Raw genomic sequence first — 25,480 nt, 5'->3', positions numbered from 1 at the left:
GGGATTTAGTAGTACAAGTGAACTAAAGTAGAAACAGAGAAAAGAGACTTAATAATAATTAATCGCATTACTCCCTTCCCGCCGTAAGATTATCGATCGCAAGTTACTTGTTGTTCTTTTCTCCCCCACTCTCCCCTAATGCAATACATATTCTTTGAGCGGAAAGGGAGTAAGCTGGGGAAGCGGGTTGGGGAGGAAAGAAAACAACATTCATAGTAAAAAAAATTAATTTATCACCACAGGATAAATGGGAAAATTGCCTTATTTGGTTCAAGTTGTGGAGAACCTACATCAAACCATCAAAGTTAGTTGTTATTTTAACCCCAATGAAAATTCTATTAGTTGAGGACGATCGATCAATAGCAGCGATGCTCTACATGACTCTCACAGCCCATCGTTATGCAGTCGATTTAGCGAGCGATGGGCAATTGGCATTGGAGTTGTTAATGCAGTGGGATTACGATTTGATTTTGCTCGATATATTAATTCCCAAACTGGATGGAATTAGCCTCTGTCGTCAACTGCGCTCACTCGGTAATCAAACTCCCATTCTGATGCTTACAGCTCAAAATTCTAATGAGAATGTCATCATAGGGCTGGATGCTGGAGCAGACGATTATATCATCAAACCATTTAATCCCAATCAACTCTTGGCACGGATACGAGCATTGTTGCGCCGTGGAAATAATGCAACTGCAACCGTCTTAAGTTGGGGGGATTTGTGTTTAGATCCGACTTTGATGAAAGTAACGTATAAGCAGCAGGAAATCACATTTAGACCGAAAGAGTACACGCTGCTAGAACTATTTCTGCGACACCAAGAGCGCATTTTTAGCCGCAATGCTATTATCGATCGGCTTTGGTCGAGCGACCAATTGCCTTCGGAAGCTGCCGTCACAACTTTGATTAAAGACTTAAGAAGTCGGTTAAAAGCCGCAGGAATTAATCAAAAAGCGATCGAGACAGTTCATGGGTTAGGATATCGGCTTAAAGCAGCACCGAAGATGCAGGTGCAGGAAACTAAAGGGGAAAAGGAAACTGTGCTGCTCAGATCCCCGACTTCTTTGTTGAAATCTAGATTGCCAGGGTATGAATCTGAGTCAGAAGTCGGGGATCTGCCAGAAATTATGTTAGTTTCAGAGGATGCTGTACAAGAAAGATTTAGATTGTCCTTGGAGCAGAGGATGAGAGTCTTGGAGGAAATCGAAGTCGCGCTACAGACACAGGAGTTGAGTCCAAAACAACAGGAGTATGGCAGAGAAGAAGCGCATAAGTTAGTAGGTGGACTGGGAACGTTTGGTTACCCGAAAGGATCGGAGATTGCTCGTTCGATCGAACATCTCCTCAAAAACAATTCATTACTAAAAGAACGGCAAACGACTCGCTTCTCACAACTGCTAGCTGATTTAAAGCAAGAGATAGCACTCCCCCCTACACCATCAAATCAAGAGTTGTGTTCCAATTCTCTGGTGCTGGCGATGGTCGGTGATGCTGCATTCACCAAAATACGATCGCAGGAAGCTGCACGATGGGGACTGAGGATAGAAGTCGCCGATCGCTCAACAGTGCTACATCGATTAACACAAACCACACCAGAAGTAATTCTGCTGGCTCTTGATGGTGATGGGGCGGATAATCCCTTGACGCTATTGCAAACATTAAAAGCAGATTATCCAACTATTCCGATCGTTATCCTATCAGGAAAAGACTCTTTAGAAGAGCGCGTCGCAGTTGCCCGTTTGGGAGTAGAGCAATATCTGTCGCCACCTGTCACATCTACTCAAGTCTTTGAGGCACTTATCCAGGCATTACCTCCACTGCCAACTATAGAACCATTAGAAACAAAGGTGATGGTTGTTGATGACGATCCAGTTATGCTAGACACCCTAGCACAGATGCTGCGATCGCAAGGATTCGAGGTAATTTGTCTTGCTCAACCCGATCGATTCTGGGCGTTGTTCACAACAACTCATCCTGCTGCGCTACTACTAGATCTGGAGATGCCGACTTATAATGGGCTAGAGCTTTGCCGAGTCGTGCGCCAAGATCCCAGGTATAGCCAACTCCCCATTCTAGTAGTCACTGCTCACACAGACAATGAATCGATGCGGCGAGCTTATGCTGTTGGAGCCAATGATGTGCTGGGGAAACCTGTGGTTGAGGCAGAGTTGGTGACACGGATAATCAGCCGGAGTAAGCCATTATCCCAAGCAGTCGAATTGGATTTAAATTATTTGACAAACAATGACAAAACATATCCTGGTGATTGATGATGAAGCGGACATTCGAGACGTGATCCAGATGTCCCTGGAAGGCTTTGGTGGTTGGCAAGTGATGCAGGGGGAGTCTGGCAGCGAAGGCTTGCTCAAAGCGAAGACAAAACCTTTTGATGCCATAATTCTCGATATATCAATGCCAGAGATGGACGGGTTTGAGTGCTTTGAGCAGCTACAAGCCGATCTACAGACTCAGATGATACCAGTTATTTTGCTGACGGCTAAAGCATTGCCTAGCGATCGCCGTCGCTTTGCTACAATGGGGGTAGCCGGAGTGATTATTAAGCCTTTCAATTCAAGACAAGTCTGGAAACAGGTAGCTGAAATTTTAGGGTGGAATATTTAGAGACTATCTTGAAGTTCTATTGTTCTCATCTATTTCTTATATTTCTAAGCTATTTTAAAAAAAAACCTAAGACTGAAGTAGTTTCTTTTATGTCTCATAAGCAGATTTTGCTCATTGACCATGAGGTTTCTGTTCGAGAAGTTTTGCAGATTTGCTTAAGCAGTGTTGGTGGTTGGCGGGTTATATCTGTGGTTTCTATACAAGCAGGCTTAGAAAAGCTGTGTATTGAGCGTGTGGATGCCATTCTTCTAGATACACCAAACTTAGAAACTGATGGTATCGCTTTTATTCAAAAAATTAAAAATGACCCATTGATTCCAGCTATTCCAGTTATTTTTATTACGGCAAAGGCCAAAAACTTTTTGTTGAATCAATTACCAGCTTGGCAAATCGCCGGGGTGATTGCTAAACCATTTAATGCCATGACTTTACCGATTCAAGTGGCTGGAATTTTGAACTGGAGTCTAGGTTCTGAATTTATTGATTGAGCGATTTCTGAAGATTTTATTTCTTGTTTATGAAGGTGCATCATTCGCTAACAATAACCCTTTAATAAATTGGAAAAATGGAATTCTTCCTTAATGTACTTAATGCCATTCATAATCCCGATCGGCAAGGCAGCATGGAACAACTTGAAATGATATTCAATACACTTAATCAAGTGGCGACTAAGCGAGGAATTGAGTCTGCTCAGATGCAAGAAATAATCACAGCGTTGGGCAGATTTCTCCGTCCCGTCTTGCAACACCAGCAGAGAATGATGGGTGACAAGTCGTTAGAGAATTTGATTGCTCAAATGACAGATGCAGAAACAACCGCAGCGACTATCCACCTGCTTATTTCACCACAGTTGCATCAGCAGATTGTTCAAGGTATTTCTCAAAAAACAGGTATCAGTGCAAACAGGCTTCAAGGCATCCTGCCCACAATTATGACTGCCGTGATGGGGCTATTGTATATGGGTGCCAGTAAACCTGGAGTAAGTAGTTCCAATTCTGTTCTCAGTGCTTTTGTCGATCGCGATACAGAGTTAGTTCTCGGTGATGTTTTGCAGTCTGCCGAGTCGTTTCTTAATTCCTCTCTAAGATCCGATAATAAAAGGTAACTTCTTGGCAATCGAAAAAAATTAAACCAACTTCTCAATTTCCCCCTCAGTACTTAGCACTCCTATCAAAACTTCACCTTTTAGTACCGTAACATCTGTAACCGTGCTTTCTTGTAATTGCGGGAGTGCTGAATCACTTGAGTCAATTTTAGGACGGATCAGAATCAGAATTATTCCAACTAGCACCATTGCGGCACCAATGAAACTGCGAGTAGAAAAGGTTTCACCGAGGAGCAAAAATGCGAAAATTGCCCCGAAAACAGGTTCTAGAGCCAAGAATATTGCCGTATCCTGGGCAGATGTCCATTGCTGTGCAAGTGTTTGGCATAAAATTACTAGGGCAGTGGCAACTACGCCAAGGTAGATTAGGAGACCTAAACTTGTTTGAATTGCCTCAATGTTTTCTATTATTTCGGGAGCAGCCCACAATATGCCTAACAATGCTACAACCCAAAGCTGAATTGTCACCAATGGTATGGGTGAGTGGTGTGGCGAAAATATCTCCAGCACAATGATATAAGCGGCATCACTAAGGGCAGATGCCAACAACCAAAAGTCGCCCATCAGAGCTTCCCCACTCTGCCAAGACATCACCCCAATTCCGGTAAAAGCCAGAATCGCTGCTAGTATCATCCTTATGGATAGGCGCTTGCGAAACAGTAGCTCAAACAGGGTGACAAAGATCGTGTTGAGACCGAAGATAAAAGAAGCTTGGTTGGCATAGGCAGTTTCCAATCCAAGAGTTCCCGTAGCAAAAATCACAAAAAGTAACACTCCGAGAATTGCCCCGTCACGGAGTAAATTTAGATTCAGATTACGAACAAACGGGGTAAGAATTATTGCCGCAATTGTGAAACGAAGTGCGAATTGTGTAGCTGGCGAAAGGCTAACAATCACCTCCTTGATTACCGCAGGCCCAGTTCCCAAACATAAAGCTGTAATCAGGATTAACACAAAACCCAGAGTGTGTTTGTGGGTTTCTAGAACAAATTTTATCATAAACTACCTGTAATCATGCAATATCAACTGGAGCTATCTAATTGTTGCTCAAGTAAAGATGCTTATGCTGCTCAAAATTATGCCGTCCCGTAAAGTAGTCCCAAGACAAATAAACTACCTCAAGATGTCGGCTACCGGAATTAGTACTGAAAGCCTTACGTCCGTGAAGAATTCTCGCGTTTTGCATTAACAAACAATTGCCAGGTTGCAGGCGGATACAGTATTGGTAATCGGGATTTTCGAGATAACGGAAAAATGCCGAGTAAGCTGCATAAAATTCTTCCATTTCTTCAAATGGTAGATCCCAATTATAGACATGGGAGTGACCAAAGGTAATCTCCTCTACTTCTCCTTGATAATCAAGTTTTAAGAGGGTTTGTGTGCGCTGGTAATAATATTGAAACTCTGTGTAAAACTGTTGAAATTGGATCGGGGTTTGGGCTAAAATTTGAAAGTAGTCTGGATGATCTTTACGAAAGTCTTGAGCGATACGAAACCCATCGACTAGAACACTTTCTCCACCCATTACCGTATTTTCTACCATGTAAAAACAGACCAGCAAGGGGTGATTATACCGATAAGGGTAATCGGTGTGGGGTGATAGGGGATAGTCCGTTTCTCCTAAATCATTCGCCCCTGGTTTGAATTTTACCGGAGCAAAAGCTCCGTATTCGGTGTGATATATCGGCCCGATGTTGTCGGCGAGAAAAGGCGCTAATTCCTCTAATTTCATGTTTTCTAGGAAAGTAAATCCTAGCTGGAAAAGTTCCTTAACCCAGGAGGTACGATCGCAATTGGGAAAATCATGATACTGGAGTGAGTAAGCTTCAATTCCGCTTTTGTCCCAGAGAATTTTTTCCTCTTTCCCCTTTTCTCTCCGACGATGGGGTTGATCGTAAGCATGAATCATCAACCAAGAGAGGGGAAAAATACTCTGATGAGATGGGTTTTCGTCCCAGTCGATCGTTAATTCTTCTTTCCCTAATTCTGCTGATAAAGGTTTGGGGGGAGTGGTGCGATCGCTAATATTATGAATTTTCTGGAAAGAAGTGGGATGGCGACACTGGGGACAAAGGCAATTATCGCGTAACCAAATGTAATGAAAGCGTTTATCTTCAACTGTGAGATAATTATGGTTGAACATTGTGATGAATGATAGTTTAGTTAATTGAGGTTTTGTGGGCTGGTTGCCCACTTTAGAAATCCGGTTTTTCGGGCTGATTTTAGGATTTTAACAACACCTCTAATTTATCTTTTAGGGATTCTTTCCCGTTTATGGTTTGATAACCGTTGTATTCCAGGGTTTCTCCCTTGGGGATTAATGTTTGATAGAACACTTCTTGAGGGCAATTATTTTCATCGGCGATCAGTACCCGCGCTTCATGTCCATACTGCAAAACTTCAGAGCGATCGCGTTGTTCATTCGCCCAAATTATCAAAGTATCTCCAGCTTGACACAATAGCGCTCCGCCACCATTGGGACAAATTTGACCCGATCCAGATTCTCCTGGTAAAACATAAGTTGACCAGCGATTTCCATTGTCAATATTAACAATTTCCACTTCTTCTAAAGGCAAAATACCGACTTGTTTCAGTAAGTCTTGGTCAATGGTGACACTACCCACATAATGACGGTTAGCCTCTGTTACCCGCACTCGATGAAGTTTGGCGTGCATCAGTTTAATTGTAGCCATAATTTCTCCTCAATTTTGTTTCGATAGTTGGGATTGGATTGTGCAAATTGGTGTCAAGAGTTAGGTTTTTGCCACAGAAAAGCATACATGGGTTCTACTTCAAAGGCATTAAATTTCTTTCGCTCAATTAAACGCCATGACAACTCTTCTAGCACCTGTTTTAAAGATTCATTAGTGTTGTAGTAGTCTTCTCGCACTGTTAGGAGAAAATAACCTCCAGACTTTAACAAAGAAGATAGATTGTTTAAAGCTTGGGGATGAGCATGACCAAAGGTGAAAACGCCTACAGAAATAATAGCATCAAAAAATTCCTTGTAAAATATTTTTAGGGATTCGTCTTCTAAGTTTCCCAGATATAAATCCTGATAAACTTGTTTTTTTCGAGCAATTTCTAGCATTTCCTCGGAAAGATCGATTCCTACAATTTGGGTATATCCAAGTTCGGCCAGCGCTTCTCCAACCATTCCTGTACCTGCACCCGCATCGAGGATAATTGCATCTTTATGCGGCAAGAATTGGGCTAAAGTTTGGGCTGAATTAATCGGAGAAACCCGATAGGATTTATCTAATTCTCGATCGTAGATTCTCGCCCAGGCATTGTACTTATTCCGTAAGGTTTCTCGATCGTTTGTTTCGTAAATCCAAGTTAAGCGATCGCTAACTTTTGTACAAAGATAAAATCCCCATCCTAACTCCCTTTTATCAATAGCTTCGCACATTTTTTGATATGCCATACTTAAATCTGGATATTTTTCTAAAGCCAGTTGAGAGAGCAATTCATAGCTTTTTTTTAGGTGGTCGCTCAAGTCTACTTTTTTTCCAACCAACAGCCCTAACTGACTGAGGAAATCTGCATAACTCTCAAAGCTAAAAGTGGGTTCAAAAAGTAATCTTTCGTAAACATATTGCCAACCCGAAGGGCTAATTTCTGGGATAGGCGTTATCAAATCATCAAAGAGAAATATTCCCCCTTCTTGAAGAACTCGCTGAATTTCTTCTAAGGCTTTCTCCTTTTGTGGGATATGATAAATTGTGGCTTGACTCCAAACATGGGTAAAGGAATTATCGTCATAAGGTAAGCTAGTGGCAGATGCTTTCTCGAAGGAAATATTTAGGTGAGGATAATTTTTAGCTTTCTCTTGAGCATTATTAACCCGCACACCGCTTAGATCGATGCCAACAACTTCACAACCCGTTTGTTGCGCCAGCCAAATCGCAGTATTACCATTGCCACAACCGATGTCTAACACCTTGGAAGAGGCATCAATTTTGCTCTGTTCGAGCATATAGTGATTCCATCGTTGACAAGCCTTAATAAACTCTTCGGGCTGAGAGTCTTCTAAGTTGTCAAAATACCCCCAATGGAGACTGCCTTCTTCATCCCAAAAACTTCGATAGAGACTATCTTCACTATCGTAAAATGCTTCGGTTTCTGCTTCGGTGAATTTTTTTAATTTCATTTTTTTACCTAAATAATAACTTGAGTTACTGAGGTCGAGTGCTGCTTGGCAAATTTATTCATAAAGAATATCAGCCTTTCTACTGCTTCTAGGGTGACACCGTTATAAAGACTAACCCGACATCCTCCTCTAGTGCGATGTCCGGCTACTCCAATGATTCCCGCTTGAGAAGTTTCGTAAATAAACTGTTTTTCTAGGCTTTCATTTGGAATTGTAAAAACCACATTCATTTGAGAACGGGAAGATGGCTCTACCGGACAATGAAATAAAGACGTTGAATCAATAAAATCATAAAGTAATGAAGCCTTCTTCTGATTAATTTTTTCTAGATTTTCCAGTCCCCCGATATCTTCTTCAATCCATCGTAAAATCTGCCAAGTGATATAAATTGAAAAACAGGGCGGAGTATGATAATTAGACTTGCTTTTAATATGGGTGCGGTAGTCGAAAAATTCAGGTAGCCCTTCGCAAATTTTGGTCAACATTTCTTTGCGAATTAAGACAATAGTAGTCCCAGCCAGTCCAACATTTTTTTGAGCATGGGCGTAAATAACACTCAAGTTGCTAACATCAATCTGCTTACTCATAAAATCGGAACTCATGTCAGCAATCACCGGAATCGGAATTTCTGGAAAGCTATGAAATTGAGTACCAACAACGGTGTTGTTGCTACAAAGGTGAAGAAACTTAGCACCTGGACGGGTATGAATCTGATTTAAGTTGGGAACAGAGGTGTGGTTATAATCAGATGATGAAGCGATAATTTTTAAGTCTCTCCCTAAACTTTGTGCAGAGCGAATCGCTTTTCCTGTCCAATATCCCGTATCAATATAATCAATTGGATCGCCGGGTTGAGAGAAATTCATGGGAACCATGAGAAATTGCAACGATCCTCCACCTTGGAGAAAGATAATCTCAAATTGATCATCTAAACCCATCAACTTCTTAATGCGTTCAGCACTATCATCAATGATAAATTGAATCTCATCACTGCGATGGCTTAATTCCATCACACTCATCCCTGTACCATTGAAGTTAAACAGTTCTGCATGAACTCTTTCCAGAACGGGTAAAGGGATAGCACCAGGGCCAGCATAAAAGTTGATCGCCCGACCATCGGAAAAGTTTTTCTTTACTTGAGTTTTTGGGGATAATATCATATTTTTGATAACTTTTTGGGAGCAACTGATTAATTACAAGCTATTTAGGTGAATTTTAGTTAAAAATTCATCGGAATTTTTAACTAAAATTCTGGTTAGTTCCTACAATCATTACCCCACAAAAACCTAGATCGTAAGTTTCCATTGAGAAATGATTAGACTCCAGTAACTCTTGAAAATAGTTGATTGGATAAGCATAAGCAGTATGTTGTCCATCTTCCATAATTACCTTATTTCCATTAATACTATTTACTTTGTAGCCACAATTTTTGTAAAGTTTCAATCTTTCCTGCATGACGGCATCACTGCATTGATAGGTGGAAATAAAAATTCTTTCTTCAACCCATTGACTCAGCCCCCTAAACACATCTGGATGAATTTCTGGTGGCATATTACCAATGGTATTCCAAGCTAAAGTGGCAAATTGATAGGTTTTAGACAGAAGAGATGGTAAATCCTTAGCATTTCCATGAATCACATCAACATTATGCCAATTATTGGTTCTTTTTCTGGAAACATTGACCAGATATTCAGCATAATCAATGCCAAGTATTTCTCCCACAAATGGGGCAAGCATCTTCAGATAGCGACCATCTCCACAGCCTATTTCTAGCAGACTTTTAGCTCCTTGCAAATGCTTGAATAAAAAAGCTTCCTCCAGTGCCATATATTCTTGAATCGCTTCAGGATAATTCTGATAGTCAAGAAGTGCCAGACCTTTGTCCTATTCGTAAATATTTGTACTTTCCATATTCCTGATGAAGTCCTTAATTAAGAAGATATTTGCAAGGTCTATCAACTAAGCAAGATAGAGGAAAAATATAAGAAATATATGAGAAAGACAAAATTTCCCATTTTCCCGATCGCATACCGATCGCTAATATCTTGAATTTGGGCAATATGGAAAAATACTCATTGATATGCAATCTGTATCAATAAGGTCGGGCCAAATTTACGGGTAAACAATCGGATTATAAAAGCTGGAGATAGGCTCTGATGGCTGGACTCCTGGCATAAACTTTTGCCAATCGCCGGAAATCAGCTTTGGAGCATCAACGACACAAGCTCCATTTTCAAAATAGCTGATCCCAAAAGCTATACGCTGCTGGGTGGTATGATTGGCACCCGCCCCATGCACATTCAAACAATGGTGAAAGCTGATCTCCCCAAGCTCAAAGGGTTCTCGATCGATCGCGATGCCACGAGATTGAAGCATTTCGGATATGGCCCGGTCATGATTTTGAGAAAATTTATCGAATGGGATTTCTCTGACGAGCTTGTAAACTTCCATTCCTTTCGCCAACTCCAGCAATCCCATTTCTTTGGGAGTCGATTGCAGCGGAATCCACATTGTACCAATATTATTGCTGGCAATGGGGTAATGTTGACTATCGTAATGCCAGGGAGTACGGCCACATCCTGTCTCTTTGCACAAAAAGTCATCATGGTAGACCCGAACGCTTGCCACTCCCAACAACTCTGCTGCCAGCCGACCCAATTTTTTGCTGAACACAAACTCCCTAGCGATTTCACTTTCGAGCCACAGCAATTCTCGACTACTGAATTGTCGAGCCGGATCGGGTGGATTATACTGCTCGAACAGTTTCTTCAATTCTTTTCGGAGCAAAAACAGGGCTTCGGGACTGAGAACATTTTTGATTTTTATATAACTGTCCGTTTGAAATTGTTGAATTTGAGTGTCTGAAATAGGAAAAGGCTTGGCGAGTTCTTTACGAAGTTCTTCAATGGTTGGTACTTTGTTTTGAGCTTGTTCGGGTTGAACAATTAATTTCTCTGGAGCAACTGGTTGTTGGCTATTGTCAGCCAATGAAATATACCAATTCCACCACTGTTCGTTGGTTCCTGTCCAAGCTTCATCTATGCTATCAGTCTTGGCATTGGCGCTGGGAAGGTATGAGTTCTGGTTACTGGATGATTTCATAAAGTTATCTCTAGATATGTGTTGGCGATCGCTAAGGTCATACAGCGGTTTCGGACTCCGTGTAATACAAACTCATCTGTGTTTATCTGTGTTCATCTGTTTTCATCTGTGGTTAAAATTAAAAAACTGTACTACACAGAGTTAGAAACCGCTGTAGAAACATTGATGTTCAGAACGAAAAGACTAACCCGACATCCTCCTCTAGTGCCATGTCTGGCTACTCCAATGATTCCCGCTTGAGAAGTTTCGTAAATAAACTGTAAGGTCTATCAACTAAGTAAGGTAGAGGAAAAATATAAGAAATATATGAGAAAGACAAAATTTCCCATTCTCTCGATCATTCCCTTTGGTGGTATGGCTTCAACCAAGATTTGCCCAATTTCTCTAACTGACTTTCAAATGAGCGAACCCTAAGTTAACAGTCTCGAAGCAAATCCTTAATCCTCGTCAATTGGATTGTCAAATCCGTACTCTTCAAGTTGGCTGTCTCGTCGTATATCGCAGGTGACGCAGTGAAACGAACCGCCAAAAGTATAGACATGACGAAAAGCAACCGGAATGACTTCAAATCCTAAATTTTTGAAGAATTTGTGCATTGGTTCTTCGTCCTTTTCCACGATTACCCGCTTGGGATCTAATATCAAGATATTCATGCACAACCACTTACTCGACATATAGAGTGGCCAGTTATCAGGAAGAGTGGGTTGCACTGCTGTCACAACATCCCATCCGGCTTTCTTAAAGATGTCGATTTGATAGCAAGGTCTGTCGGGATTGGTTAAAACTAATCCGGGTCTTAGGGGGACAAATGTGGCATCTATGTGCATTGGGTTCGGATCTTGGAACTTCAGTGTATGAACCCGAAAGCGATCGCCAAGATGATTTCTGAGCCAGGTAATGCCTAGTTTATTCGTAACTTGACTGCGCTGAACAAATAAGTCTCGTCCGCAGCGAGTAATATCAGCAGCATCAAAGCAAGGTTCAAACTCAGTTGTTACAAAACGCCCAAGTTCTGCCAGTTCGTGCCGATCTTCGACAGTTTCTATGGGATAGTCAAAGTCGTACAATTCATCGCTCATCAAAGGTTTGGGAGCAGTCGTCCATTTAGCGCCCTGTTTCAAATATTCTTTCATTAAAGAGCGATAAGCTCGGTATTCAAAAAACCTCGCTCGCCACGCCATTGGTGCTTCAATAATCTCATTTCCGATAACGGTTAGTATATCTCGTGGCATGGCGGCATACAGACCTGTGGCTTCAAAGTCTGGAGTTTTATAGCTAGAAGAAAAGTCGATAATATCGGGTCGCCTTACGGTTACGCCTTCTCCTTCTAACACCCGACAGAACTCATTCAATTGTTTTGATGCTGGTTCTAGCAGTTCTTGAGGGTATGGACGACCGCCATATTTTTGGAAAAACCACCAGTTTTTAGGGTATGTATTGGCTTTGATTGTAGCATCGAACTGAGGAACACAGGCTCCCTCAACGCGACCTACAATAATTTCTTGCAGGGTGTCCCATTCATTGTAGCTGTTAACTATTGGCAAGGTTTTAGTGGAAGCTAATCTTTTGGAATGCTCGCTTGTCAACATTACATTGTCCTCTTACTCAAGAAGGTCTATCAACTAAGCAAGCTAGAGGAAAAATATAAGAAATAAATGAGAAGGAGAAAATTTCCCATTCTCTCGATCATTCCGCTGGTGGCTGAACGGGTAAGGTAAAATAAAAGGTGCTTCCTGTGCCCCACAGACTCTCTACCCAAATCTGTCCCTGGTGCTGTTGAACTATACTCTTGCAAATAGCAAGTCCTAACCCCGTTCCTCCCTTGTGTCGGGAATCTTGTACATCCACCTGCTGAAATCGACCAAAAATTGTTTCGAGTTTATCCGCAGGAATCCCTCGTCCGCGATCGCAAGTAGAAAAGAGAATATAAGGTAGTGAGGTATGGGTGTTCTCCCTGACTTTCTCCCTGTTTGAATCCTTCGCTTCGATAACCTCTGCCTTTACCGACACTGTACTACCCGCAGGCGAAAACTTGATGGCATTGCTCAACAGGTTGGTTAAGGTTTGCACGATCGCGTCTGGTGCAGCCCATACCGAGACAGCAAGCGGTGTCCAATCGAGATGGATTTTGGCAGTATCCGCTAGAGGCTGCACAGTTTCAACGGCTTGCTCGATCAGATCCGTCACCTCGCAAGCTTCCTTCACCAACTCGGTTTTTTGCGACTCCAATCGCTCTAAATCGAGGATATCATTCACCAATCGCACCAGTCGATCGCTATTATTGAGGGCAATTGAAATCAGATGGTTAAACTTTTCAGAATTGTTGTGATAGATTCCCGATTCCAAGATGCCGAGAGAACCGTGAATCGCAGTCAGCGGGGTTCGTAGTTCGTGACTGACAATGGAGATAAATTCATTTTTCATTTGTTCGATCGCATAGCGATCGCTAATATCTTGAATTTGGGCAATAAAGTAAATAGGATATTCTCGGCTATCTCGGACAACCGATACATTCACCAAAGCCCAGACAATATGACCTTGTTGATGCAAATACCGCAGCTGCACTTGGTAGATGTTAATTTCACCTGCGATCGCTCTTTGTACTTGCTCTAAATTCGTTGCCACATCATCAGGATGGGTAATTTCTGGAAAAGTTTTGGTCAGCAATTCCTCTTGACTGTTACCCAGGATTTGACAAAGCGATCGATTGACGCGAATGAATCGACCATCAAGCGCTACTAATGCCATGCCGATAGGAGCATCTTCAAAGGCGCTGCGAAACCGTTCTTCACTGCGTTGGAGTTCCTGGGTGCGTTCGGCAATTTGGTGTTCTAGCTCTCTGGAATAATCGGTTAAAATCCGCTCGGCTTGTCGTCGTTTCGTGATATCTTGAAAGGCAAGAATAGCATAGAGAAGATTGCCTGCTGCATCGAAAAACGGAATGGCATGAATCTCCAGGGCTACTCGCTCACCCTTGACTTCGATTTCCATATCATCTACGAAAGTTGTCTCGCCTCGCAGTGCTTGTGTAACTGGCAACTGCTCTACAGGATAAAGTTGATTAGTTCCTGCTTGATAAATTTGATAGGCTGCGGATAGTTCTTCAAGGGACAAGTTAGGAAGATTTCCTCGCCCTAAAATAGTTTCACCGAGTTGATTGAGTAAAATTTGATTTCCGGTGCTATCAAAAACGCTGATTCCCACTGGAACGTTGTGCAGAAGATGCTCAAATCGTTGTTCGCTCTCTTGCAGCGATCGAAACGACGTTTTAAGCTGATGCGCCATCCGTTGAAAAGCGATCGTCAGCCTTGCTACTTCACCGACTCCAGAGATTTCAACTGGATAATCTAACTGTCTTTCGGCAAGAGCTTCTGCGGCTTGCTGCAATCGATAAATAGGTCGGGCAATCCAACGCGCACTCAACATTCCTGTCCCTGCTGCCACCAATAGAGTCAGCCCACATAAAAGCCAGGTTCGCTGGGTATTAGCATGAATGTCTGCCATAAAATCGGATTCGGGAACGATCACCACCACCAGCCAATCCAAACCATATCGATCTTGGTAAGGAGTCACCCGGACAAACTGCCGCTCGTGGTTACTCATCAGCGTCAATTGTTGGGTTGTTTGCAGGGTACTCAAGTTGCCAAATTTGTGGGTAAGTTGCCGAGCAATATCTCGTGTTAGGGTATCCTTGCTATTTACCGCTAATAATCGCGTTGGTTCCCCTAAAGCTGGCTTCACAAAGGGTATCTCTAGGGTAGATGTGGCAACCAAATTGCCAGAACGCTCCATGATAAAAGTCTGTCCAGAGGGTGAGAATTTTAGCTGATTCAGAAAGGTATTGAGTGCAGCCAGGGTAAAATCAGAAGCAAAAACCCCCCGCCATTTTCCGGTAGCGTCGTAGATGGGAGCGAGGGCGTAAATTCCTAAAGTCGGTAAAATCTTGTAAACACAAATGGGCGACCAAGTTTGTTGACGAGCAGCTTTACCATAGCGATACCAAGGAGCTATGCGGTTATCAATCTTGAAGGTATAGATGAGTTTGCGAGGATTGCCTTTGAGGTCAACCAAATAATATTTCCGTTTACCGAGATCGTTACTTTTCAAGCTATAGAAAAAAGGCATACCAACCGACAAGTTTTCCCCAGTAACTTTTTCCGATTCTTTGACAATTTCTTCACTCTGAAAACGACCATAAGCAATGACTTCTGCTTCCTCGTTGCTAAAGAGGACACCTTCGATTAAGGGGTTAAGGGTAACTTGTTGCCAAAATTGCTGTTGTAGCTGCTCAAAGTTTTTTAGGTCAAGAGTTCCCTGCTGTACTGCCAAATAGTTTGCGGCTACAACGTCTTGGGAGGTGTGCAGGTAGATGGTGAGACGATCGTGAATCCGCAGCGACACTTGTTGCGTGAGTTGGTCTGCCAGTTCCCTGACTGATTGCTGTCCACTTCGATCGGACAAATAACCGACTATCCCAACCGCTCCCACCAATTGCAACATAAATGGAACTGTCAGCAACACTCGGATCGGAATGTTTGCCCAGCCCTGATAGCAGCGTTGAAGTAAACTTGCTCTTTCGGTCATAAAGCAATCATAATACTGTACCAGATCTAATCAACTCATCCCCATGCCTTGATGCAAAGAAAGCTGGCGGTTGTGGTTGACTATACTATTTACTTGAATGAGAAAAATATTAGCGGATTTAATATGCCGATTCGCTACTGACGGGGCGACAACTATAGCTTAAAGGTATACTGGAACCCACATTCCGCACCCGCAACTGTCACACATCAATCAAAAGGGCATTTAGTAGTACAAGTGAACTAAAGTAGAAACAGAGAAAAGAGACTTAATGATAATTAATCGCATTAAGCTGGGGAAGCGGGTTGGGGAGGAAAGAAAACAATATTCATAGTAAAAAAAATTAATTTATCACCACAGGATAAATGGGAAAATTGCCTTATTTGGTTCAAGTTGTGGAGAACTCTGTGGTGATGTTAATGAATAACGAGATAGAGATTTATTCTTTATAATGGGAATCTGTTTTTAAACAAAATTTTTAAATGGATTCCCATTATAAAGAAGTATACACCAAATCTCTGCCCTTGTCTAGTACCAATCCCCTCTTCTCGATCGAAAACCTGGGTCTCGATCGAGTTCGTAAAAAAAGAGAGCGAAATATTGGCCCCAAATTTAAACTAACTTTATATCTATCTTGCGGAAGATGAAGAATTGATATTGTATCTACCCTTTGCAAATTCCTCTGGCTAGAATAACCTCAAAGGTATAGGAAATGGGTGATATGGCTACTTTTCCCCCATCAGAAAGCACCGCCCACAACCAGCGTCCGTGCTACTGTCTCAACCCCGCTTGCAAGCACCCGGAAAATCCCAGTAATGCACTGGCGTGCAAAAATTGTAGCTCGAACTTGTTGCTACAAGAGCGCTACCGCGCCATCAAACCGATCGGTCAAGGAGGTTTTGGCAGAACCTTCTTATGCGTAGATGAATCAAAACCATCTCAACCGCGCTACGTAATTAAGCAGTTTTTTCCCCAACAACAAGGCACAGAAAATCGGGAAAAAGCGACAGAATTATTTCGTCAAGAAGCAACACAACTCAAAACGCTCGACAGCCATCCTCAAATTCCCGAACTGTTGGCTTATTTCGAGGAAAATAACCAACAATATTTAGTGCAAGAATTTATCGATGGAGAAAATTTAGCCCAAGAACTACAACAAAAAGGCCCTTTTAACGAAAGCGAAATTCGCCAATTGCTGCAAAATTTGCTGCCAGTGCTGCAATTTGTCCACAGCCATCACACCATTCACCGCGATATCAAACCCGAAAACATCATTCGCAGTCGTAAAGATGGGCAGCTAGTTTTAGTTGATTTCGGTGCAGCTAAATATACCACCGAAACAATGTTGGGCAAAACCGGGACAGTAATTGGTTCCGCTGCCTACACAGCCCCAGAACAAGTAAAAGGTAAAGCTATTTTTGCCAGCGATTTATATAGTTTGGGCGTCACTTGTATCCATTTGCTCACGCAAATGCCACCTTTCGATTTGAGCGATACAAGTGAAGACACCTGGGTGTGGCGGCATTACTTGAGAACGCCAATTAGCAACAAATTAGGTAGCATCCTCGACAAAATGCTGGAAAGTGCCACAAAGCGGCGCTATCAATCAGCAGCAGAAGTCATCAAAGATTTGAATGCCAAATCGCTGACCGCCAAACGAAAATATCCGAAATGGATCGCGGCGAGTGCTTTGCTGCTGTTAGGATTTGCGGGAGTGAGAGCGTTGCTATCTCCTGTAGCCCAACAGGTTTCTACACCCAACTATCCGGTAGTTACTCAACCAGAAAATGATAAAACAACTCCTAAAACAGGAGGTTTATTTGCCGAGGTCAACGGACAGCAGCAAGTTTTCCCGTTGCAACATACCGAAGTAATGGCAAAAGTTTCAGGAAATGTGTCGCGGGTGGAAGTAACCCAAACTTTTACCAATCCGTTTAAAAACCCCATCGAAGCGGTTTATGTTTTTCCACTTCCCGATGATGCGGCAGTGGATGATATGGAAATTAAAGTAGGCGATCGCATCATTCGAGGACTGATTAAAAAACGCGAAGAAGCGAAACAAATTTATCAGCAAGCTAAAGCACAGGGCAAAACAGCCGGTTTGCTAGAACAAGAACGAGATAATATTTTTACCCAATCTTTAGCTAACATCAAACCCGGAGAAAAAATCAATGTCACGATTCGCTACACCGAGAGCCTGAAATTTACTAAAGGCGATTACGAATTCGTCTTTCCGATGGTTGTCGGGCCACGCTATATTCCCGGAAATACAAATTTAGTTAAAGACGCCTCGAAAATTACTCCGCCGACAGTCCCCACCGGACGTTCCGGACAAAATATCGGCGTCACCGTCGAACTTGAGGCGGGAGTACCGATAAGTAATGTGCGATCGCTCTCTCACCAAATCGCTACCGTACAAGATGGGCGCATTGTGCGAGTTCAGTTAGCCAAACAAAAGACAATTCCCAACAAAGATTTGATTTTGCGCTATCAAGTCGCCGGCGATCGAACTCAATCCACAGTCCTATCTTCAGCCGACGAAAGAGGCGGTCACTTTGCCACCTATTTAATCCCGGCGGTGCAATATCAAAGCAACGAAATTGTACCCAAAGATGTCGTATTTCTGATGGATACCTCCGGTTCTCAATCCGGCAGACCCATTGTGCAATCGAAGGAATTGATGCGGCGGTTTATCAATGGATTAAATCCCAACGATACCTTTACTATTATTGACTTTGCCAATACCGCTCAGCAATTATCTGCCACACCTTTACCAAATACAGCACAAAACCGACAAAAAGCTCTTAATTACATCAATCGCATCGATGCTAACGGCGGTACAGAGTTAATGAATGGCATCCAAAAGGTGCTGAGTTTCCCACCTGCGCCGGACGGACGCCTGCGAAGTGTGGTCTTAATTACTGATGGTTTGATCGGGGATGATAATGCCATTATTGCAGAAGTGCAGAAAAATCTGAAACCGGGAAATCGACTTTATAGTTTTGGTGTCGGCCCTTCCGTGAACCGTTTTTTAGTCGATCGCATCGCCGAAGAAGGACGGGGTACGGCCAAAGTCTTAGCGCCCAACGAAGCGCCCCAAAAAGTAGTGGAAAAGTTTTTCCAAGAAATCAACAATCCCGTACTGACGAATATCGAAGTTAGCTGGCAAGGTACGGGTAAAGCACCAGAAATTTATCCTCTCAAACCACCGGATTTGTTTGCGAACGAACCGCTGGTATTGTTTGGACGCAAAGGCGATCGCACTAAAGGCAACGTCAAAATTACGGGTATTGCTGCTGGTGGCAAACGCTATGAAAAAACCTTGCCGATCGAATTTGATGGGGGAGGAAATGAAGCGATCGCGCAACTTTGGGGACGCGCCCGCATTAAAGATTTGATGAGTAAAATGTACGGCGGCGAAAACCCCAATGGCGTCAAAGCCGTTACCGACACAGCCCTATCTTATCGGTTGCTTTCCCAATACACCGCTTTTGTCGCCGTCTCCGAAGATGTGCGAGTCGATCCCAAAGATACCAAAAAAGTGCAAGTGCCGGCGGAAACCCCAGAAGGTATGAAACCACAAGCACAAGCTAAGCTATCAACTCCCAGCTTGGCGAAACCCGCCGCACTACCCGCTGCCCCACCGCCACCGCCAGCACCCACTCAAGGATCGTCCAACCAAGCACCAGATCCCAACGCAGTACCCGAACCCGGCCAAATTTTGGGTAACTTGCTAGCACTCGTGTTGCTTTTGATCTACCTTCGCTGGATGCGACGCAAAGGTTTGAAAAGTGCTGCGTCTGATAAATAGATCGATCGACAGTTGATTTTTTAGTACAAATATACTATATTACGGTATCTCACAAAGCAAATCCGCTTTGTGGGGATACCAAGGCGATCGCACATTTTGTACTGACTTCTGTTATCGAGGGATAAGTTATGCCGCTACCAGAGCCGCTGAATTCCGCCGATTTACAGCGTTTTTTGGACGATAACGAACGATTAGCTTCAGAAACAAGGGAATTGCAATTAGCGATCGCCAATGATCCCGCCACACCGCGTCACCTCCTCGAAGTTCTCACCCGCAGTAGCGATCGGCAAGTAGCCCAAGCCGCTCGGCTGCACGTTAATTGGGCGGGAGAACTGACAGAAGGCTGGCAGGAAGCGCTGGACGCGGAGTTGCAAAACGTTGAATTGGGACAGAACGATCGCCTTGCCGTCGAGTTGCTCAAAATTGGGCCAGTTCCCGATTGTTTTTTCAGCGAATGGGTGCCAGCAGAACGATTTATCGAAGGACTTCGCAATCCTCACTTACCTTTACGATATCGCCTCAAACTGTTAGAAAGACTGGCAAAAGAACCAACTCTAGAACCGAGATTGCAAGTAGCGGAATCCCCAGAAACGCCATTAGCAGTATTAGAACAATTGGCAGGCGATTTAGAAATACCGATTCGCTTGGCGGTGAAATATAACTCTAATTGTCCGCCTGGGTTAATCGAGTTGGTAGAAGGACAACATACCGTTGCAACTGATTGGAATACCGATACAGAACAACTGGCAATGTTAGGGCAAAGTCGCTGGGCGTGGATTCGTTTGGCAGTGGCACAAAATCCTTCCACTCCGGCAGAAACTTTGATGCAATTAGCCAGAGATTCTGTATTCAAAATTCAGTTAGCCGTTGCCAAAAATCCGCAAACACCTGCAAATGTGCTGGATGTTTTGGCAGAATATTCAGAGAAAACTATACAAGAAGCAGTAGCAGAACATCCTAATGCAACAGAAGAAATTCTGCATCAACTATTTTCAATCCAGCAGCATATTTTTTGGAAGCGGCAGAATTTACCAACCAGTATTTTAGAGCGATTTTTTAGAGAAGCAGCGACAAAAGGGCCAATTTGGAAAGAAGATAATTTGCCAGATTTTTTAACGGGACAGCCGAATACACCTACTTGGATTTTGGTTGAATTAGCCAATGTCGATCTAGAGGAATTTAGAAAAGATAAAATAGCTTATTTTGACTCACTGCCCATAAAAATTGTGGAAAGCAACATTGAAAATGCACTTCAATTTTTAGCTGATATCGCCAAACATCCACAAGTTACAGTAGAAATTTTAGAGCGATTGAGCCAATATCCGAATACTGATGTTAAGTTAGCTGTTGCCCAAAATTCTTTAACGCCCGAAGCACTTAAAATTCAACTATTGGAAGAACTATCGGTCAATCCTGACGAACGAGTTCAAGTCAAAGTTGCAGAAGATTCAAACACGCCTGTTAATATTCTGGCAGCAATGGCAAGGAATGAGTTTTATGACACAAAGCTATTGCGAGAAATTCGAGGAATTTTGGCATTAGAGCATGAAGCAAATGCAGACTCGTTCAAATCTAATGCCGATTGGCTTATTTTCAATCTGAAGCAAGAGGTATTATCTCCAGCGAATATTAAAGTTGATGTCGATCGCTGGATGGAAATAATTCAAAGTTCTAGTGTTCTAGAAACCTTAAATAGGTTTTCAGATAAAGATGATTTAATAAATGATAGCGACGACGAACAAGTGATGTCAATATGGAGTGGAATACTACCTGGATTATCTACAGAACAACTCAAACGAGCGATAGAAACTATTTTTGATGCGTTGGCAATGATTAAAAGCGATGTCAAAAATAGTAGCAACTTGCGCTCTGTTGGTGTCGCATTAGTTGCTAATCCTAGAACTCCAGCAACGTTGAGAGAAATTCTTAAAAATCAACTAATTAGACCATCAAACTCGATCGATCGTTATGATTATTATAACAGAGATAGCGATGTGTTTTTGGCACTTGCCTATAATCCAGCAATTCCAGAAGCAGAGCGTCGGGAATATTTACAGCAACTCATTACATTTGGTCTTGCTGGAAATATAATTGCCAAAGATCCTCGCACTCCCCTAGATATTTTAGAGCAGCTACTAGAACAAGGTAAGAAAGAGGCAATTGCTAAAAATCCGGCTGCTCCTGAATCCTTACTCAGACGAATTGCTGATGAACTTCAGCCACATAACTATTTATTGAGGACGATCGCTGAAAATCCAAACGCACCTGCCGATTTGCTAATTCGATTTGTCAAACTACCAGACGAAGACCCTCTTCATGGTAATCTATCAATGTTAGATTTGGTAGCTAAAAATCGAAATTTACCGATTTTGGAACGCTATCGGTTAGTGCTTGAAAAAGAACAAGATCAGGAAAATGCAAAAGCACGCGAGTTTATGTCACGTCGCCCGAATAGTCCTTTTGCGTTGGCAGAAGTTTTGAAAAGTGGCGATCGCAACGCTCTCTACAACGCTGCTCGTAATTTCCTGACTCCGGTTCACATTCTAGAACAACTCGCCAAACATCCCGATGAAACCGTTCGTAGCGTATTGCTAGACAATCAAAACTTACCGTTAAAAATTCGTTTAGAATTAACACGCGATCCCAGCGATTCTGTACGGCGCGGACTGGCATACAAAAGTTCCCATAGAGAGACACCAGTTCAAGTTTTGGAAATATTAGCCAATGATGAATCTGAAAAGGTAAGAGCAACGGTTGCAGAAAATTCTGACACACCCGTAGAGATTTTAATGAAGTTGGCGAATGATACTAGCCGCGAAGTCAAGAATAAATTAATAGCTAATCTTAATACTCCTGTTGCAGTTTTGGAACGTTTAGGTTTAGAAGAAGGAATTTTGAACATCCGCAATCCCAAAACTCCTGGTAATGTGCTAGCTCAAGCAGCATCTCGGATGAGTGGAGATAGATTAGTCGATTTGCTCAAGTATTCAGTTCAAGGCTCTCAAATGCCTGCCAGCACTTTAGAACAATTGGCAAATCATAATAATTATTCAGTACGTTATGAAGTAGCTTCACATCCCAATACACCAGTTAGCGCTCTCGAAAAACTATCTCGCGACTCTTATATCTACACTGTGTCTAGAGTAGCGTCCAATCGCAACACGCCTCCTCACATTTTAGAACAACTAGCTACCCACCCCGACTATACAATTCGTCATAACGTAGCGGGAAATCCCAATACTCCCCCTGCGGCGCTAGAACTACTTGCTCGATATATAGAAAGTGAAGCTAATGCACCTTCCACAACAAACGATGCTAACAAAAGCACGAGGAGGAGTGGTGAAAATAATGAAATTCTCAAAATGCTTGCGGGAAAACCCCATACTCCTATTGCAGTTTTGGAAATGCTGGCTGCAAGGGAGTTTGCTGGTGGAGAAGAAATAGGGCGAGAACCCAATGATTTTTCTGGCCCTAGAACACCTGAAGAAGTATTAGAATCTTTAGTTTACAATCCCAGTTTGACTTCCCAAATTTTGGCAAGGTTAGCTTTCGATCCAAGTCCAAAAATTCGCAGTCTTTTGATACATAATCCGAACGCAACTCCCGAACTTTGGGAGCAACTTGCACGAGATGAAAATGTACAGGTACGTTGTACGATCGCATCTTCTACCAATTGTCCGATTTCCATCTTGCAAACTCTCGCTTCAGATCGAGAGGAATACGTTCGTCACAAAGTAGCTACCAATCCCAATACACCCGCGAATACTTTGGAATTTCTCAGTCAAGATGTGGATGCAAAAGTGAGAGAAGCGATCGCATCCAATCCCAACACTACACCATCCGTTTTAGAACAACTCGCGCCAGATGAAAAAGTCGAAGTCCGTCGCGCCGTTGCCAAAAATCCTCATACACCAGCTACAATTCGCGAATCTTTGCGAGATTTAGTAATCCAACCTTTCACCCGTCAAACTAGCCCAACATTACGCGGACTCAGCCGCATTTACAATCCCAATACCGACGATTTACCAACATTACTATCAGAATACGTCCAATCTCCTAACGCATTTGTGCGCTTTGTGGCTCTCCTGCACCCGTTAACTCCTGTTGATGCGATCGGACAAGGTTCTCAATCTGTATTTTGGTGCGATCGCTACGCCGTCGCCGATAATCCATCTAGTCCTGTAGAAATCCGTCAGCAACTTGCACGAGATTGTAACCGCATTGTTCGAGCTACTGCAAAATCTTATCTGGAAAACTTCTAATTTTATGAATCCAAAAACCGAGCAACTTTTAGCAACTTTGGAAGTCATCACAGAAGATTTATTGTACAGCAGTGCAGGCGATGCTGCCATTGAACCATTTGTCTGGCAAGTTGCAGAGCAAGGAGAATTTAATTTGGTAAATTTCCTCATTTATAAAAATCGTTTGCAAATTGTAGATTTGCCAGATTTTACCAAAGCTTGGCAACGTGCTGCAAAGGCATTAAAGCAACCATCAAACATCAGTCAAACACATCAGCCACCTATTACCTTGATTGATGAATTGCCATCCCATTTAACCGACTTAGAGTTTTATAACTTGGGCTGTGATAGCCTTGCGTCCCAGATGATTGTTGGTAAAACTGCCGATGATGCCTGGATTGGGATAACAGCACTCAAATATGGAATATGGACTCCTAAATTTGGAGATTATTTCGGTATAGAAGATGGTTATTACAGCGATGAAGCAAAAAAAATAAAAACCCAAATTAAACCTTTTCTTGAAGCACTTGAATTTTTAACAAAAAGAGAAGAACAACCAAATCAAGAGTTAATTTGGGAAGTTGCTCCATCTAAAACACAAGTTTTAATTAAACTTTTAAATTCATCGCAATACATTCAAACTTATAAATATTTTGGTTTGAAGCATCAAAGGCTAAATAATTTTATGCTTTCCCAACTGAAGCAACTCCGAACCTATGTAATTGAAAGCGGTATCTATGCTGTTGGGCAAATTCTAAATGGAGATTGGTTGGGAGTTTCTACTAGCGGTTATTGGGATTAAATTTGGAGAGAAATTGATTATGAAACCAGAAACAGAACAACTCCTTGGTACGCTAGAAGTCCTCCTTTGGCATCCATCTCGCATATTTGTTTGGGAGACGGAAGTACAAGGGGAATTGAATGTTTGGAATTTAGCGATCGCACAAGGTTTTGTCAGCTTGACAGATGTGGATGTGGCGATCGCGCATTGGCAATCAGTCGAACGCTGGGGAACTCCAACAGATCAATCTAAAAATGATTATGAGTACGCACCTCCTAGAAATGAACGCGAGGATGAATGGAATGCGGAAATTGAAGCTAAACGATTTGAATCATATCAACAGTTATCACAACTTATAAAAGCAGAGTTGCGAGATTTGCAAGCTTTTAGATTGAGTATTCCGAAGGTAAACGATAGCTATTTTGATCGTCATCGTCCAAATTATTGCTTTTATATCATAATTGGTAAAACCGATGATGGAAATTGGCTTTGTTTATCTCAAACTGTTCCCGATCAAGTAAGTTATCGTCGTTCCAAAGAGCGAAAATTTGAGTTAGCAGAAGCCACTGATATCAAATTAGACTTACAATCTAAAATCCATAGTATTATCTCGGAACTTCCGCCAATTACGCTTTACGGTTACTACTATGGTGATTATAACTACACCTACGAACATCAGATCGTATACGCTATTGCCAACAAAAAAGCTGTAGCAATTAAAGTGGCTTTACAAAGCGCGGGAATGCTGATTGTAGAAAAAACAAATGTTGGATATCGTTCAAAAGAATACAACCATATTCCGAAGTTGAATGAGTTTTTCAATACAAAATTGGGCGAGAAGGCCATATATAACCTCAGTTTTTGGGATATTGGCTACTATTACGAAATAGGACAAACACCGACAGGGGATTGGTTAGGAGTGCGATCGCTCTTGGAATTTGAGTATAATCCTTAACCTACATTCTTCAACTAAGTGGTAAGTAGTCGGACAAAAGTAATCGACACTGTATGAACTTTTGTTAAGGCACTTGCAGGAGTGCGATCGCTACCCACGGATAGTACAAATGTATTGTAAAAATTGACA

At 42.4% G+C, this 25,480-nt stretch carries 17 protein-coding genes; 8 read left to right on the top strand and 9 right to left on the bottom strand.

All coding sequences use genetic code 11. From position 1 onward, the window contains the following. Positions 1–326: 326 nt before the first annotated feature. The 4 genes from H6G03_RS28265 (at position 327) to H6G03_RS28250 (ending at position 3,727) form a co-directional block, all read left to right on the top strand. The gene (locus tag H6G03_RS28265; protein ID WP_190472109.1) at positions 327–2,270 is read left to right on the top strand and encodes a response regulator; all 1,944 of its coding nucleotides are present in this window, start codon (positions 327–329) and stop codon (positions 2,268–2,270) included. Continuing rightward, a complete protein-coding gene (locus H6G03_RS28260; protein ID WP_190472106.1) occupies positions 2,245–2,622 on the top strand; it encodes a response regulator in 378 nt (125 codons plus the stop codon). The genes H6G03_RS28265 and H6G03_RS28260 overlap by 26 nt, the downstream gene beginning before the upstream one ends. Before the next feature lie 89 nt (positions 2,623–2,711). Beyond that, positions 2,712–3,110, top strand: coding sequence for a response regulator (locus tag H6G03_RS28255; protein ID WP_190472103.1), 399 nt, complete (start codon positions 2,712–2,714; stop codon positions 3,108–3,110). A gap of 77 nt (positions 3,111–3,187) precedes the next feature. Then, positions 3,188–3,727 (top strand): DUF937 domain-containing protein, encoded by a 540-nt coding sequence (locus H6G03_RS28250; protein WP_190472100.1) that lies wholly within the window; start codon positions 3,188–3,190, stop codon positions 3,725–3,727. A gap of 21 nt (positions 3,728–3,748) precedes the next feature. On the opposite strand, the gene H6G03_RS28245 is transcribed toward H6G03_RS28250, so the two are convergent. The 9 genes from H6G03_RS28245 to H6G03_RS28205 all read right to left on the bottom strand — a co-directional run bounded on the left by H6G03_RS28245 (position 3,749) and on the right by H6G03_RS28205 (position 15,566). Beyond that, positions 3,749–4,726, bottom strand: coding sequence for a DMT family transporter (locus H6G03_RS28245; protein WP_190472098.1), 978 nt, complete (start codon positions 4,724–4,726; stop codon positions 3,749–3,751). Positions 4,727–4,763: 37 nt separating this feature from the next. Further along, entirely contained in the window at positions 4,764–5,870 is a 1,107-nt protein-coding gene (locus tag H6G03_RS28240; protein ID WP_190472095.1) for a TauD/TfdA family dioxygenase, read from the bottom strand. Positions 5,871–5,949: 79 nt separating this feature from the next. Continuing rightward, positions 5,950–6,420 (bottom strand): aspartate 1-decarboxylase, encoded by a 471-nt coding sequence (gene panD / locus H6G03_RS28235; protein WP_190472092.1) that lies wholly within the window; start codon positions 6,418–6,420, stop codon positions 5,950–5,952. Between the two features lie 53 nt (positions 6,421–6,473). Further along, entirely contained in the window at positions 6,474–7,880 is a 1,407-nt protein-coding gene (locus H6G03_RS28230) for a methyltransferase domain-containing protein (RefSeq protein ID WP_190472090.1), read from the bottom strand. 8 nt (positions 7,881–7,888) lie between these two features. Next, entirely contained in the window at positions 7,889–9,040 is a 1,152-nt protein-coding gene (gene serC, locus H6G03_RS28225; protein ID WP_190472087.1) for a 3-phosphoserine/phosphohydroxythreonine transaminase, read from the bottom strand. 79 nt (positions 9,041–9,119) lie between these two features. Beyond that, the gene (locus H6G03_RS28220; protein WP_190472084.1) at positions 9,120–9,707 is read right to left on the bottom strand and encodes a class I SAM-dependent methyltransferase; all 588 of its coding nucleotides are present in this window, start codon (positions 9,705–9,707) and stop codon (positions 9,120–9,122) included. A 285-nt stretch (positions 9,708–9,992) separates the two neighbouring features. Beyond that, complete coding sequence (locus tag H6G03_RS28215; protein ID WP_190472081.1) at positions 9,993–10,982, bottom strand: phytanoyl-CoA dioxygenase family protein; 990 nt, start codon at positions 10,980–10,982, stop codon at positions 9,993–9,995. Between the two features lie 437 nt (positions 10,983–11,419). Further along, the gene (locus tag H6G03_RS28210) at positions 11,420–12,571 is read right to left on the bottom strand and encodes a hypothetical protein (protein WP_190472078.1); all 1,152 of its coding nucleotides are present in this window, start codon (positions 12,569–12,571) and stop codon (positions 11,420–11,422) included. A 97-nt stretch (positions 12,572–12,668) separates the two neighbouring features. Further along, a complete protein-coding gene (locus H6G03_RS28205) occupies positions 12,669–15,566 on the bottom strand; it encodes a HAMP domain-containing sensor histidine kinase (protein ID WP_190472075.1) in 2,898 nt (965 codons plus the stop codon). Positions 15,567–16,284: 718 nt separating this feature from the next. Here H6G03_RS28205 and H6G03_RS28200 point away from each other — a divergent pair. The 4 genes from H6G03_RS28200 to H6G03_RS28185 all read left to right on the top strand — a co-directional run bounded on the left by H6G03_RS28200 (position 16,285) and on the right by H6G03_RS28185 (position 25,351). Further along, a complete protein-coding gene (locus H6G03_RS28200; RefSeq protein WP_190472072.1) occupies positions 16,285–19,374 on the top strand; it encodes a protein kinase domain-containing protein in 3,090 nt (1,029 codons plus the stop codon). A 128-nt stretch (positions 19,375–19,502) separates the two neighbouring features. After that, the gene (locus H6G03_RS28195) at positions 19,503–23,636 is read left to right on the top strand and encodes a variant leucine-rich repeat-containing protein (protein WP_190472069.1); all 4,134 of its coding nucleotides are present in this window, start codon (positions 19,503–19,505) and stop codon (positions 23,634–23,636) included. Positions 23,637–23,640: 4 nt separating this feature from the next. Continuing rightward, entirely contained in the window at positions 23,641–24,417 is a 777-nt protein-coding gene (locus H6G03_RS28190) for a nuclease A inhibitor family protein (protein WP_190472066.1), read from the top strand. A 19-nt stretch (positions 24,418–24,436) separates the two neighbouring features. Then, positions 24,437–25,351, top strand: a complete 915-nt coding sequence (locus tag H6G03_RS28185; protein ID WP_190472063.1) for a hypothetical protein — start codon at positions 24,437–24,439, stop codon at positions 25,349–25,351. Positions 25,352–25,480 lie beyond the last annotated feature (129 nt).

Origin of the sequence: Aerosakkonema funiforme FACHB-1375, from assembly GCF_014696265.1 — a bacterium.
In the GTDB taxonomy this organism is placed as follows: domain Bacteria; phylum Cyanobacteriota; class Cyanobacteriia; order Cyanobacteriales; family Aerosakkonemataceae; genus Aerosakkonema; species Aerosakkonema funiforme_A.
The sequence above is the reverse complement of the archived record's forward strand: the minus strand, read 5'-3'. Positions and strand labels throughout refer to the sequence as shown.